This window comes from Aeromonas sp. R4-3 (assembly GCF_040908275.1).
GTDB classification, from domain to species: Bacteria; Pseudomonadota; Gammaproteobacteria; order Enterobacterales; family Aeromonadaceae; genus Aeromonas; species Aeromonas rivipollensis.
This window is the reverse complement of sequence record NZ_JBFODK010000054.1, coordinates 59,488-72,957: the sequence shown is the minus strand read 5'-3', so window position 1 is coordinate 72,957 and position 13,470 is coordinate 59,488. Positions and strand designations below refer to the sequence as shown.

The window sequence follows — 13,470 nt, the reverse complement described above, 5'->3', positions numbered from 1 at the left end:
ACCCGACTCGCAGAAGGCGCCATCATGATTGACAGATCCCTCCCCCTGACCGACCTGCACCGCCATCTGGATGGCAACATCCGTCCGCAGACCATTCTCGAGCTGGGTCGCCTGCACAACATCCAACTGCCAGCCGATGAGCTGGAAGCCCTGCGCCCTCACGTTCAGATCGTCGAGAACGAGCCGAGTCTGGTGGCCTTCCTGAAGAAACTGGACTGGGGCGTGGCCGTGCTGGCCGATTACGACGCCTGCCGCCGGGTCGCCTACGAGAACGTGGAAGATCTGCTGCGCGCCGGCATCGACTATGCCGAGCTGCGCTTCAGCCCCGCCTACATGGCGATGGCCCACAAGCTGCACCCGCAGGGCGTGGTGGAAGCCATCATCGACGGCGTGGCCGCCGGCAGCCGCGACTTTGGCATCAAAACCAATCTGATCGGTATCATGAGCCGCACCTTCGGCACCGAGCAGTGCAACAAGGAGCTGGCCGCCTGTCTGGCCCATCGCGACAAGCTGGTCGCCATCGATCTGGCCGGTGACGAGCTGGGCTTCCCGGGGGAACTCTTTACCGAACATTTTCGCAAGGTGCGGGATGCGGGCATGCGCGTCACCGTGCACGCCGGTGAAGCGGCGGGCCCCGAGAGCATGTGGCAGGCCATTCGCGATCTGGGCGCCGAGCGTATCGGCCACGGTGTCAAGGCCGTCCAGGATCCGGCCCTGATGGCCTATCTGGCGGAGCACCGCATCGGCATCGAGTCCTGCCTCACCTCCAATATCCAGACCACCACTGTCGCCAGCCTGACCGAGCACCCGATCCGCCAGTTCCTGGCCGCCGGCGTGCTGGCCTGCCTCAACACCGACGACCCTGCGGTGGAAGGCATTGACCTGCCCCATGAATACGAGGTGGCCGCCCCGGCCGCCGGCATGACGGCGAGCGAGATCCGCACCGCCCAGCAGAACGGTCTGACCCTGGCCTTCCTGAGCGATGGCGAGAAAGCCGAACTGAGCGCCCGCGCAGCCCAACGCTGAGTGCAGGCAAACCCAATAAAAAAACCGCCGAGGCGGTTTTTTTTTATGTTCAACGCTGAGCGACGGCTCAGATCACCCGGGAGAACTGCTGCTGGCGCGCCTTGCTACGCAGGTAGACGTCGAAGCACATGCAGATGTTGCGAATGAGCAACTGACCGGTGGAGACCACCTCCAGTCCATCGTCTGTCATGCGCACCAGACCATCGTCGATGAAGGTCTGCAGCAGCTTGAGATCCTCGGCGAAGTACTCCCGGAAGACCAGGCCATGGGCCTGCTCGACGGCGGCGAAGTTCAGGGAGAAGTCGCAGATGAGGCGCTTGATCACCTCGCGGCGGATCAGGTCATCCCGGTTGAGGGAGCATCCCTTCCACTGGGCGTGGCCGAGCGTCTCCACCTGGGCGTAATAGGTTTTGAGATCCTTCTGATTCTGGGAGTAGGCATCCCCCATCATGCTGATGGAAGAGACCCCCAGCCCCAGCAGATCGCAATCTCCCTGGGTGGTGTAGCCCTGGAAGTTGCGGTGCAGCTTGCCTTCACGCTGGGCCACCGCCAGCTCGTCATCGGGCTTGGCGAAGTGATCCATGCCGATGAACTGATAACCCTGACCGGTGAGGAAGGCGATGGTGTCCTGCAGCATGGCCAGCTTCTCCCGGGGGGCTGGCATGTCTTCCTCCTTCAGCTTGTGCTGGGCGGCGAAGCGGCTCGGGAGGTGGGCATAGTTGAAGATGGAGAGGCGGGCCGGATCCGTCTTGAGCACTTCCTCCAGGGTGTGGTGGAAGCTATCCCGGTTCTGGTGTGGCAGGCCGTAGATAAGGTCGAGATTGGTGGAGCGGAACCCCAATGCCCGGGCGCGCTCCAGCATGGCACGGATGAAGTCGTTGTCCTGCTCGCGGTTGACCGCGACCTGGACCGCCTTGTTGAAATCCTGCACACCGAGGCTGATGCGGTTGAAGCCGAGCTCCCGCAGCACATCCAGCATGGAGAGTTCGATCTCGCGCGGGTCGACCTCTATGCTGATCTCCCCCTCATCCGCAAACCGGAAGTGCTCCCGCAAGATGGCCATCAGGCGACGGGTCTGCCCTTCGTTCAGATAGGTGGGGGTGCCGCCGCCCCAGTGCAGCTGGGTCACCAGCCGGTCCTTGAACAGGGGGGCCTGCGCCTTGATCTCCTGCTCGAGGTAATCGAGGTATTGATCGGCCTTGTGCTGGTGACGGGTGATCACCTTGTTGCAGCCGCAGTAGTAGCAAAGCTTGTGGCAGAAGGGGATGTGCACGTAGAGCGACAGATTGCGCGCCGGATACTGGCCCGCGGCCTGGACGAAGTCCGGATAACTGAAGCCCTCGTTGAACTCCAGCGCGGTGGGATAGGAGGTGTAACGCGGGCCGCTGTAGTTATATTTCTCGATCAGGGCCTGATCCCACACAATCTGTTCTGCTTGCACGCTTGCTTCCTCTTTCTTTGTTATCCAGGGCTCACCGGCTTAGCTGAAAGTCCTTCAGTCGGGCGACATCCTTGAGGATCTGCGCCTCCAGCTCGGCCTCGTAGCCGCTGCGTTCGAGATCCATCTTCATCACTTCGTTGCGCTTGAGGGCTCGCCTCGCCTCGTGAGTCGGCATCTCCTTCACCTTCTCGTAGAGGCCATAGAGACCAGGGAATTCATTGGCGAAGGCTCGCCCTTCCTTGATCTGCAAGGCATCCAGCAGGTTGGTCAGCCGGATGGCCCCCTCCGAGTAGTCGCACTGACCATCCCGTACCGCATGGGCGATCACCCTGACGCTGTCGAGGATGCGCTCGTTGCGGGCCGCGATGGCCTGCCGCTGCATGTCGTGCTGACGCTTGAGACGCGCCAGCAGGGTGCCGGCATAGACAGCCAGCCCCAGCAAGACAAGGCCCCCCAGCAGGGCGGCCAGCATCCATCCACTCATCACTTCTTCTTCGGCTCGGGCTTGGGTTCGGGCTGATAGTCAACCTGGCTGAAACGCTCCCACAGCTCTTCCTCGGAGGCAGGCTGTCTCGGCTCTTCATACTCGACGTCGTCAAAATCACCGTCGTCATCTTCGTCGGTGTCTATGATGCCGAGCTCGTCCATCAGCTCCTGATAGCGATCGACGCGCTGATCGACCCAGGCCTGCTCGGCCGCTTCCAGAGTTTCGCCGGCATCCAGTCGATCCAGCAGATCGTTCAGGCGATCATCATTCTCGATGGAGGCCAGCTCCTGCTCGGGCGTCATCACCAACTTCTTCTCTTTTTGTGGTTTGGTCACCACGGACTGGGACTTCTTCTCTTCCACGATCAGCACGACCGGCTTGCGGGAGCCGATGCGCGGATCCTTGGCCTGCTTGCCACTACCGCCCTTGTTGCCTTGCTCGACCTGCTGACGGGAGCCCGCCTTCAAGCCCTTGCGCTTGGCGGCGCGTTTGCGCTCACGACCTTCCAGGGCACTGGCATCTGATTCTTTGCGCTTGCCGGTAGGCTTGCGGGTGGGTTGTTTGGCCGACATGAATGACTCCGACAAATAACTGGATTGAAACCCCCGGGATTGTTTCGTCCGGGGAGGATGCTGAAGCGGGGAACAGTAAATCTGGAACAAGAGTGGGATCCCGCACCAATTCGACCATATTCGGTCGCTGAACACCGCAGGATCGGCATCCTCTGGGCATGTTGCTGGTATTTTGACACAGAATGCCTTGGCGGGTTAATGACCCAACAGAAAAAAGGCAGCCGAAGCTGCCTTGATCCTGTCATGCGAGTCCCATTCCCTGGCTGCAAATCGCCTTATCCCTGGGCGTACCTCTGCGCATCATGTCGTTAGGTCTTCCTGACCCTTGTTGCTCGATCCTGAATGTGCGTGTGCTTGTCTAACCCATGCGGACAACATCCGGTCGTCTTTCTGGGGTGGTTGCCTCCCGCAGCCCCGCTCATCCCTGGCGGTCACCATCCTGGTCTCAGACTCTCTTGCTCATCACTTGTCTGCTGAGCCGACTCCCTGTCCAACCCGAACGCCAACAGCTCGTCAGGTCATTCCATGAGCTCACTGTAACAATTTCGCAGTCGGGCTCAATCCACCCGGTATGCTTTCAAATGAAGATTAGTGGCCATCTCATGTTTAACATATTGAAAGTTATAGCTTCCGCATCGAAGGCTGAACGCTGTTTCAGCCCCGACCAGACTCGGAAATGGGGGATCTCTTACAACAATGCAGGGCATTTGCAGGCATGGCGCCAGAAGCCCCAAAAAAGAGCAGGGAACCTTTATAGTTCCCTGCTCTTTTCAACAAGATAGATTCAGGACCTTATCAGTGCAGACCCGCCACGTATTTGGAGAGGGCTTCGATATCCTGATCCGTCAGCTTCTTGGCCACATCCCGCATCATGCCATTGGGGTCATTGTCACGGGCTGCCGCACGGAAGGCGGTGAGCTGCGCCTTGATATACGCAGGGTGCTGCCCCGACAAGCTGGGATACTTGGCCTGCTCGACGCCGGAACCGCGCGGACCATGGCAGGCGGTACAAGCGGCCAGACCACGTTCCATGTCGCCTCCCATATAGAGCGCCTTGCCTGCGGCAACCACGTCATCGGGCACGGCAACCGGAGTCACCTTCTGGCTGGAGAAGTAGGCCGCCAGGTCGTCCATGTCCTGATCGGACAGAGGCAACGCCATGGGTCCCATGATGGGAGCAACCCGACCAGTTTGGCCAGAAGCTGCAGCCTTCAGTTCAACTAATTGTTTTTTGATATATGATGCGTGCTGACCAGCAATCTTGGGATACATGTCGACTGGGCTGTTGCCGTCCGGTCCATGACAGGCCGCACAGACGGCAGCCTTGGTTTGTCCCGCAGCGGCATCGCCCTTGGCTTGTGCCATCCCAGTTACGCCAACCATCAGAGCAAGTGTAATGACTAGGTTCTTCATGGCGTTCCAACTTTCTCGTTATTAGACTTCCAGATCCCATGCCGCCGAAGGCATGTTAAAATAAACGCGTTTAAACGACGCCATTTTACACGATTTCACAAAAAAGTAACTCTATAACCCTCTATCTCTATGGGGAATTTACGTTGGATACACAAACTCTGAATTTCAATAAGGTGCATTTTGTGACCAGCGCACCCGACATCCGCCACCTGCCAAATGATGGGGGTGTCGAGATTGCGTTTGCCGGGCGTTCCAACGCCGGTAAATCATCTGCATTGAATACCTTGACCAAACACAAGAACCTGGCACGGACCAGTAAGACACCGGGCCGTACCCAGCTGATCAACCTGTTTGAACTGGAACCGGGCAAGCGCCTGGTCGACTTGCCGGGCTACGGTTATGCGCAGGTTCCGCTGGAAATGAAGCTCAAGTGGCAAAAGTCACTGGCTGAATACCTGCAGCGCCGCGAATCCTTGAAAGGTCTGGTGATCCTAATGGACATTCGCCATCCGCTCAAAGAGACCGACATGAACATGCTGGAATGGAGCTCACACCGCGAGCTGCCGGTGATGCTGCTGCTGACCAAGGCAGACAAGCTGAGCCCGGGCCCCCGCAACAATCAGGTGATCAAGGTGCGCCAGGCAGTAGCCGAGCTGGGTCCGCAGATCCAGGTTGAAGCCTTCTCCTCCCTCAACAACATAGGCGTCGAGAAGTTGGCCCAGACCCTGAGCGGCTGGTATCTGTCCAATGCCGAAACCGCTTCGATCGACACAGAAGAAGACCACCAGATCGAGGAGTAAATCGCTCCTCTTCTTGCTGCAATGAGCGGAGTTGGCCCTCCGCTGATTGAAAGACTTTCAGTTTTTCCCTGCCTGGGCCTGTCCCGCGTCCCCTTCTGTTACAACCTCTGTTACAACCCATCCCTATCGCTTATAAGTCTTTTTGATCAGACAGATAGAACGTTAGGCTGCTGTGAGAATTAACTTTCACTCTCTTTGACACCGTTTTCATCAATCCCACCAAACAAACCGGGAATAATGCCGAACATCAACAAAACTGAAAATTTATTACAAGAAAGGAATAGGAAGGGATAAAAATGAGGCCAGTCTCGCTGTCGCGGACCGGCCTGAAGAAATGAGTTCAAAAAATTGGGAAAAAGCGAGTTCTCGAGAACAAAGACGATTGGTTTTCCTCAAGAAACATCCCTATTCTAACAAAAGATTGCCCAATTTAAAGCATTTACTCTAAATGCTGCGCATAAAAAAACACCCCGACGATGACTCATCGGGGCTGCTATTCAGCCACATTCAATTACGTGAAATAAAAGGTCTGAAAGATAGAACATCTTACCTCTGTACCCTACGCCGATAACTGTATAGCAAAGCAGCAGAAAGTGAAAGTAATTTATGTAATTTAGTTTCACCCAAAACGGGAAAGGTAAATTTCTATATTTTTCAAATGGATAAAAAAATCCCCAGTATAAATACCGGGGAGTTATAAAGGTGACTAGCTAGCACTTCCTCAACTATCTAGTTAGTCAGCACCATTTCGCACAAGTTCCGCTGCTTTGAGAAAAAACTTGATAAACGTGAGCGACACTAGCCTGAAATCATCGCAACCCATTGTTACCTATCGATTTATATTTATTTTTATAATGGTGCTAATTTCATTCTCCCACGCACGGGGAGCACTTTCCCCCCGAGGAAGAGAGAGATTCTGCTCAGACATAGGGTGTGACATCGCAACAGCCCGTCAGCAGGAGCGCACACTCGCGGTTGTGCCACTCCTCACCCGCTTGATAAGCGGACCGATTTACAGGGTGCCCAGATTGCGCTTCAGTTCTCTCAATACCTGCTTGGTGCCAGGCCGGATGCCGCGCCACACGGTAAAGGCTTCAGCAGCCTGCTCCACCAGCATGCCGAGCCCGTCCATGGTCTGACGAGCGCCATGCTGCTTGGCCCAGCCGATGAAGGCCGTGTCCGTCGCACCGTACATCATGTCGTAAATGGCGATATCGGCGTGGATCAGGGCCGGTGCCAGCGGTGGCAACTCCCCTTGCAGACTGGCGGAGGTGGAATTGATGATGAGATCGAACGGCCCCGCCAGCTGCTCATAAGTCTTGGCACTGAGCGCTCCCAGATCCTGGAATTCGGCAGCCAGCTGCTGCGCTTTTCCATGAGTGCGGTTGGCGATCACCAACTCGCCCGGCTTCTCCGCCAGCAGCGGCGCCAACGCACCGCGAGCCGCCCCACCGGCCCCCAACAACAGGATCCGGCTGTCCGCCAGCGTCACCCCATGGGACTTGAGATCGGCTACCAGCCCGGCACCATCTGTGTTGTCCCCCAGCAGCACGCCGTCATCGGTCAGCTTGATGGTATTGACCGCCCCCGCCCGCTTGGCCCTTGGACTCAACCGATCGACCAGGGCGAACGCCTGCTCCTTGAAGGGCACCGTGACATTGCACCCCTTGCCCCCCTGGGCAAAGAAGCTGCGCAGGGTAGCGGCAAACTCGTCGACGGCGGGCTCGGCCAACCCATACTCCAGCTCTTGCTGGGTCTGTCTGGCGAACAGGGTATGAATGAAGGGGGACTTGCTGTGGCGCACCGGGTGGCCAAAAACCAGATAACGATCCATCAAAGAGTTCCATCAGAGGGTGATCACCCGATTTAACGGGTTTTCTCAGTCGGGAACAAGCCGAATATCGGCCAGTAAAAAGGGGCCCGTCATGGCCCCTCGAGTCACAGCCACTCTCGTGGCGTGAGGTAGTCGGTATAGAGCAAAGCCTCGGGGCTGCCCGCCTCCGGCTGCCAGTCATACTCCCAGCGGGCCAAGGGGGGCATCGACATCAGGATCGACTCGGTACGTCCGCCAGTCTGCAACCCGAACAGGGTACCCCTGTCATACACCAGGTTGAACTCCACGTAACGACCACGGCGATAGAGCTGGAACGCCCGCTCCCGCTCGCCATAGGGCAGCGTCTTGCGTTGCTCGACAATGGGCAGATAGGCATCGAGATAACCCCGACCTACCGCCTGCATGAAGGAGAAGCAGTCGGCAAAGGGCCAGCGGTTCAGATCATCGAAGAAGAGGCCGCCCACCCCTCTGGTCTCGTTGCGATGCTTGAGGAAGAAGTAGCGATCGCACCAGGACTTGAACTCGGGGTAGATATGGTCGCCAAAAGGCTGACAGAGATCGTGGGAGACCTGATGCCAGTGCTGCACATCCTCGGCAAACGGATAGAAGGGCGTCAAATCGAAACCGCCGCCAAACCACCAGATGGGCGCCTCGCCCTCTTTCTCGGCGATGAAGAAACGGACGTTGGCATGACTGGTCGGCACATAGGGGTTGTGCGGATGGATCACCAGCGAGACGCCCATGGCCTCGAACTTGCGGCCGGCCAGTTCGGGGCGGTGAGCGGTCGCCGATGCCGGCATGGCATCGCCATAGACATGGGAGAAGTTGACCCCACCCTGCTCGATCACAGCGCCGTGGCGCAGCACCCGGGTGCGGCCGCCACCACCGCCTTCGCGGCGCCAGGCATCTTCCACGAAGTGTCCGGCGCCATCAGCCTGCTCCAGTCCCCGGCAGATCTCGTCCTGCAACTGCAGCAGGAAGGCCTTGACCTGGGCCACATCCGGTTTGCTCATCTTGTCTCCAGTCAGGCAGGATCTTGATCGTCCCGTCCATTTTATATTGTGGTGTCACGCCATGAGCACATCGCCCGTCATGACTGCAAATCAGCGCCCCTCAGGAGGGACGAATGATGGCGCCGGTACGGGCGTCCTTGATCTCGGATGGATTGGCCTGTCCCCCGACCTCCCCAGGCAGGATATGGGCCAGCTGACTTGCCAGCAGCGCACCTATATCGGCCACCCGACGGGCAGGCTCCTCGCCGGTCAGGTTGGCACTGGTCGAGACCAGGGGCTTGCCAAAGGCGCGGCACAGGGCCTGCACCTGAGGATGGGCCGTGACGCGCACCGCCAGGGTATCGAACTGTCCGGTCAGCCAGGTCGGCGTGGTCGTGCGGGCAGGCATGATCCAGGTGAAGGGGCCGGGCCAGCTCGCCTGCACGCGAGCAAGCTGCTCGTTGCTGAGCTGGCTCAGGTCGATGTAATCCTGCAATTGGGTCAGATCGGCGGCAATCAGGATCAGGCCCTTCTCCACCGGGCGCTGCTTGATGGCCAGCAGGCGCTGAACCGCAGCCTCGGAGTCGGGATCACATCCCAGGCCAAAGACGGCCTCGGTGGCATAGGCGATCACCCCTTCGCGGTGCAGGGCGGCGATCGCTTGTTCAAATTCGTTTGGCATAGAAAAAATGCGACAGCCGGGCTGCCACCTCTCATCACTGGGTTGTAAGTTGAACCGACATGAGGGCACCTTGGAGCCCTCACCTCTTCAGTACATTCGGACGTTTGACCCGCCATCAGAGCCTCGGCTCATCATTGGCCACTGCAACGCCTGAGATGCCGGGCCACATGAACAGACCAAGAGGCTGGCGGCACGGCAGCATCGGGATCGGCGCCCAACGGCACGGCCGTAGAAGGGCGGTTCACCGCAAGAAGATAAATCCAGATGAAGTACCCTCTTGCCAGCAAGCTGCCAGCCGGCTCATGGCGGCAGGATTATACCCGCTCAATCTGATGACAGCATTTCTTTTGCGGGCAGACCCAGCGCAGACTCCCTCTCACTTTCTTCTCGATCATGATGCCCCAGCCACACTCGGGGCAGGGCATGGGAACAGGCTTGTCATTCACCACGTACTTGCAGTGAGGATAGGCATCGCAGGGGTAAAACTGTTTGCCATAGCGGGAGGTGCGGCTCACCAGATGACCCTTGCCGCACTCCGGGCAGAGGATCTGGGTATCGTCGCTCTCCTGCAGGGACTCGATATGCTGGCAGGCCGGATACTGGGTACAGCCCACGAACAGGCCGTAACGCCCCTTCTTGATCGCCAGCGGCTGGCCGCAATCGGGGCAAGCGGAGCCTTCGAGTACCTTCTCGATGTCGCGACCGGAGGGCGTCAGGGAACGAATGTAGTCACAGGAGGGGTAGGCCGAGCAGCCCAGGAAGGGGCCATGCTTGCCCTGACGGATCACCAGCTCGGCACCACACTGCGGGCACGGTTCGCGCTCGAAAGCATGTTCGTGGGCAGAAAAGAGGTGATGATCGATTTTTGACATGGGCCGCGCCTTGGAATCCAGATGGCCTGAATTCTACCAGCGCGGCACCAGACTGTCAGTGAATGACACCATCCGACTCGTCAAACACCAGCTCCTCCATCTGCTGGTAGGCATTCTCACTGCCCGGGACGTTGAACAGCACCATCATGACGACCCACTTCAGGTCATCCAGCTCGATATCCGGCTTGTCCAGCTCCAGCAAGCGCTCGATACAGATTTCACGGGTTTCGGCGTTCAGCACCTGGGCCTGTTCCAGGAACAGCAGGAAACCACGGCACTCGGTACTGAGGCGAGCCAGCTCTTGCGGGGCGTAGATCCGCATCGAACCTTGCGCGCTGGCGGTGACATACACCTCCCGCTCGCTGTCATGCAGATTGGCCAGTCGTTCCAGCCAGTTGAGTGCCTTCTCAATCTCGTCCTGATTGAAACCGGCCCGGCTAAGTTCGTCGGTGAGTTCATCCTGCTCGACCATCACATCTGCATCGCTGTGGATGTAGGTCTCGAAAAGGTACATCAATACATCAAACATGATTCGCCCTCCTCGCTCTGACGTATCCACCGGCTACCGCCATCACTGCACCGGCCAGCTCCAGCTCTACCAACCTGCCCAATACCACTTCGACAGGAAGCTGGGCCCGCTCGGCAACGGTATCCACGCTCGTGGTCTCATAATCTACGTTATCCAACAAATCGGCATAAGGCAATTCGCTATTATGCAATGGCTCGGGAGAAGGGTTCGCCAGCTTCTTTAATGGCACAAGGGCAGGCAGCTCTTCCATCACATCTGCCGCATTCAAGACCAACTTGGCCCCCTGCTGAAGCAGGCGATTGCACCCCGCAGCCTGGGTGTTTTGCGGTGCACCTGGTATGGCAAAGACCTCGCGTCCCTGCTCCAACGCGTAGCGGGCCGTGATGAGTGAGCCGCTCTGTTCGGCCGCCTCCACCACCAGCGTGCCCAGCGACAAGCCACTGATGATGCGATTGCGACGAGGGAAATGTTCCGCCAGCGGCCCCTGATCCGGCGCCAGCTCGGAGACAAGCAGGCCGCCGTGCTCGAGGATCTGCATCGCCAGGCCCTGATGGCGCTTTGGGTAGAGGCAGTCAAGCCCGGATCCCAGCACCGCCAGCGTCACACCGCCCGATGCCAAGGCCTGCTGGTGACAGATGCCATCAATGCCCAGCGCCAATCCGGAGGTGATCGCCAGACCGCTCTCCACCAATTCGGCACACAAACGGGCTGCGTTGTCCTTGCCTGCATAGGTGGGGTGACGGGTTCCCACCATCGCCAGCTGTGGCAGAGAAAGGGATGCAAGATCCCCGCGGCAATAGAGCAACAGGGGGGCGGCGGGGATCTCTTTGAGCAGCGAGGGATAAGCGGGACTGTCCGGGCAAAGCAGGTGATTGTCAGGTGCCGCGGCCCAGTTCAACCCCTGCTCCACCAGGGGTGATGGCCATCTCAGCTGCCGGATTTGGGCCGATTGCAGGCCAAGTGATTGCAGCACACCATCATCACAGCCAAACAGGGCGTCGATGTCGCCGCCGAAGTGCGTAAGCAGCCGCGCGGCGGTGACCGGACCTATGCCGGTCACCGTATCCAGCGTCAACCACAGCGAGAGCCGCCCGAGTGGAAGTGGCACGTCAGAAGTTACTGACCTGATAACCCGAGCTGACCAGATCCTGGCTCTGCAGGATGAGGCCATAACTCAGCTTGTCATACACCTTGAACAGCATGACCCTGGCAACCGCTTCGGCGGGCAGGGACGACTTGCCAGCAGAGTGGAATGCCTTGTCATAGACGGAAGCATATTCCCGATACGAGACCTTGCCATTCTTGTCCACCATCTCGGCCCCCGGACGCAGGATCTCGAGCACATCGCCTGGGGCAATCTGATCCCGCAGCCCCTTGTTGATGAGGACAACGTCAAACTTGCCTCCCCCGCGCACCTTGCTCGGCAGCTCTATCACATAACCGGGGGAAATCACCGGCGCCGCCTTTGGCATGAAGACGGCAGAAAGGCTCTCCTGCGGTGGTAACGGGATGACCTTGTCTCCCTGATATACCTCGCGCCTGCTGTGCGTCAGCGTGACTCTGGTGCTGTCGTTGACTTGGCGATCCTCCGCCCGCACAGTGCCGACAAAAATCGCTTCCTGGCCGAGCTGCTCACCGGTCAGCTTGTCCTTGTAAGTCACCCCGGGGCGATAGATGCCGTAACTCTGACCCGGATTCAGCGCCCCCTGCACATAGAGGGTGTCCCCCTCCAGCATGCCGATATGCTTGTCGTTATTGCCAAGCACATAGGGCAGATCCTTGCTCTGCTGGCTGTCGGCCAGAATGTGATCGGTTTGCAGGAAGGGCACTATCTCGCTGAGGGGCAGGGTCGGAATGGGATTGGCCTTGTTCTCGTAGCGGTTCTTGGGAGACAGGTGAATGACCTGTTTGCCGCCCTGGCTGGCCTTGCCCAGACGCGGTTCGCCATTGACCCAGCTCAGTTGCAGCACATCACCGGGGTAAATCCAGTGTGGGTTGGCAATCTGGGGATTGATGTTCCAGAGACGTGGCCAGAGCCAGGGTTCGGCCAGATACTGGCCCGAGATATCCCAGAGGGTATCCCCCTTCTGCACCACATAACTCTCGGGATAACCGGATTTCAGCGTCAACTGCTGTGCCATGGCACCATTGGCCAGGGCTGTCGCCAGACAGGCGAGGATGATTTGCTTCAGATGCATAACACTCCCTGTTACTTCTGCACGCAAAGTGTTGCTGTTTTTTGTCGACGTAAATGACTAGAATTACGTCAATATTGACTGCGTTTATATGAAACTAAAGAAAAAACTATGGCCATTCTAGATGTATTGCGTTTCCCCGATGAGCGCCTGCGCACAGTCGCAGCCCCTGTCGAGACCATTACACCCGAGTTACAACAGATTGTAGATGATATGTTCGAAACCATGTACGCGGAGGAAGGCATAGGCCTGGCCGCGACTCAGGTCGACATTCATCAGCGCATCATCGTCATCGACGTCTCTGAAGACCGTGAAGATCAGCTGGTGCTGATCAACCCGGAAATCCTTGAGCAGTCAGGCAGCACCGGCATCGAAGAGGGTTGCCTTTCGGTCCCCGGCAACCGCGCTCTGGTACCGCGTGCCGAGTGGGTCAAGGTCCGGGCGCTGGATCGCCACGGCAAGCCATTCGAGCTGGAAGCGGACGATCTGCTCGCTATCTGCATACAGCATGAGATGGATCATCTGGTCGGCAAGCTGTTTGTGGATTACTTGTCCCCGCTCAAGCGCCAGCGCATCCGTCAGAAGCTGGAAAAGATGGCCCGTGAAGATCGCAAAGTCCTCTGAGGA

The 13,470-nt window shown here is 58.4% G+C and carries 14 protein-coding genes; 3 read left to right on the top strand and 11 right to left on the bottom strand.

Going from position 1 to position 13,470, the window contains the following annotated elements; all coding sequences use genetic code 11:
- Window positions 1–24: 24 nt before the first annotated feature.
- Window positions 25–1,026: an adenosine deaminase gene (add, locus tag AB5Y91_RS16275; protein ID WP_168236202.1), complete on the top strand. Its 1,002-nt coding sequence runs from the start codon at window positions 25–27 to the stop codon at window positions 1,024–1,026.
- Between the two features lie 67 nt (window positions 1,027–1,093).
- On the opposite strand, the gene hemN is transcribed toward add, so the two are convergent.
- The 4 genes from hemN to AB5Y91_RS16255 all read right to left on the bottom strand — a co-directional run bounded on the left by hemN (window position 1,094) and on the right by AB5Y91_RS16255 (window position 4,939).
- Window positions 1,094–2,467 carry an oxygen-independent coproporphyrinogen III oxidase gene (gene hemN, locus AB5Y91_RS16270; RefSeq protein WP_163148938.1) on the bottom strand — a complete coding sequence of 458 codons (1,374 nt, stop codon included), beginning with the start codon at window positions 2,465–2,467 and terminating at the stop codon, window positions 1,094–1,096.
- Window positions 2,468–2,498: 31 nt separating this feature from the next.
- Window positions 2,499–2,939 (bottom strand): DUF2489 domain-containing protein, encoded by a 441-nt coding sequence (locus AB5Y91_RS16265; RefSeq protein WP_106885260.1) that lies wholly within the window; start codon window positions 2,937–2,939, stop codon window positions 2,499–2,501.
- 11 nt (window positions 2,940–2,950) lie between these two features.
- Window positions 2,951–3,526 carry a Der GTPase-activating protein YihI gene (gene yihI / locus AB5Y91_RS16260; protein ID WP_106885261.1) on the bottom strand — a complete coding sequence of 192 codons (576 nt, stop codon included), beginning with the start codon at window positions 3,524–3,526 and terminating at the stop codon, window positions 2,951–2,953.
- 795 nt (window positions 3,527–4,321) lie between these two features.
- Window positions 4,322–4,939 (bottom strand): cytochrome c, encoded by a 618-nt coding sequence (locus AB5Y91_RS16255; RefSeq protein WP_041206664.1) that lies wholly within the window; start codon window positions 4,937–4,939, stop codon window positions 4,322–4,324.
- 143 nt (window positions 4,940–5,082) lie between these two features.
- Here AB5Y91_RS16255 and yihA point away from each other — a divergent pair, with 143 nt between their 5' ends.
- Complete coding sequence (gene yihA / locus AB5Y91_RS16250) at window positions 5,083–5,739, top strand: ribosome biogenesis GTP-binding protein YihA/YsxC (RefSeq protein WP_106885262.1); 657 nt, start codon at window positions 5,083–5,085, stop codon at window positions 5,737–5,739.
- Window positions 5,740–6,751: 1,012 nt separating this feature from the next.
- Here yihA and aroE read toward each other — a convergent pair.
- From aroE to AB5Y91_RS16215, 7 genes are all read right to left on the bottom strand, one after another.
- Window positions 6,752–7,573, bottom strand: coding sequence for a shikimate dehydrogenase (gene aroE / locus AB5Y91_RS16245; protein WP_163137754.1), 822 nt, complete (start codon window positions 7,571–7,573; stop codon window positions 6,752–6,754).
- Between the two features lie 104 nt (window positions 7,574–7,677).
- On the bottom strand, window positions 7,678–8,586 hold the full coding sequence (gene hemF, locus AB5Y91_RS16240) for an oxygen-dependent coproporphyrinogen oxidase (protein WP_111911647.1): 909 nt from the start codon (window positions 8,584–8,586) through the stop codon (window positions 7,678–7,680).
- Between the two features lie 100 nt (window positions 8,587–8,686).
- Complete coding sequence (locus AB5Y91_RS16235) at window positions 8,687–9,247, bottom strand: Sua5/YciO/YrdC/YwlC family protein (RefSeq protein WP_368170273.1); 561 nt, start codon at window positions 9,245–9,247, stop codon at window positions 8,687–8,689.
- Between the two features lie 314 nt (window positions 9,248–9,561).
- A complete protein-coding gene (locus AB5Y91_RS16230) occupies window positions 9,562–10,119 on the bottom strand; it encodes a topoisomerase DNA-binding C4 zinc finger domain-containing protein (RefSeq protein ID WP_368170272.1) in 558 nt (185 codons plus the stop codon).
- 55 nt (window positions 10,120–10,174) lie between these two features.
- Complete coding sequence (locus AB5Y91_RS16225) at window positions 10,175–10,648, bottom strand: DUF494 family protein (RefSeq protein WP_025325340.1); 474 nt, start codon at window positions 10,646–10,648, stop codon at window positions 10,175–10,177.
- Window positions 10,641–11,756 carry a DNA-processing protein DprA gene (dprA, locus tag AB5Y91_RS16220; protein WP_368170271.1) on the bottom strand — a complete coding sequence of 372 codons (1,116 nt, stop codon included), beginning with the start codon at window positions 11,754–11,756 and terminating at the stop codon, window positions 10,641–10,643. The genes AB5Y91_RS16225 and dprA overlap by 8 nt, the downstream gene beginning before the upstream one ends.
- 1 nt (window position 11,757) lies before the next feature.
- On the bottom strand, window positions 11,758–12,846 hold the full coding sequence (locus tag AB5Y91_RS16215) for a LysM peptidoglycan-binding domain-containing protein (RefSeq protein ID WP_368170270.1): 1,089 nt from the start codon (window positions 12,844–12,846) through the stop codon (window positions 11,758–11,760).
- 108 nt (window positions 12,847–12,954) lie between these two features.
- Between AB5Y91_RS16215 and def the strand changes: the two genes are divergently transcribed.
- Window positions 12,955–13,467 (top strand): peptide deformylase, encoded by a 513-nt coding sequence (gene def / locus AB5Y91_RS16210; RefSeq protein ID WP_368170269.1) that lies wholly within the window; start codon window positions 12,955–12,957, stop codon window positions 13,465–13,467.
- Window positions 13,468–13,470: the final 3 nt, after the last annotated feature.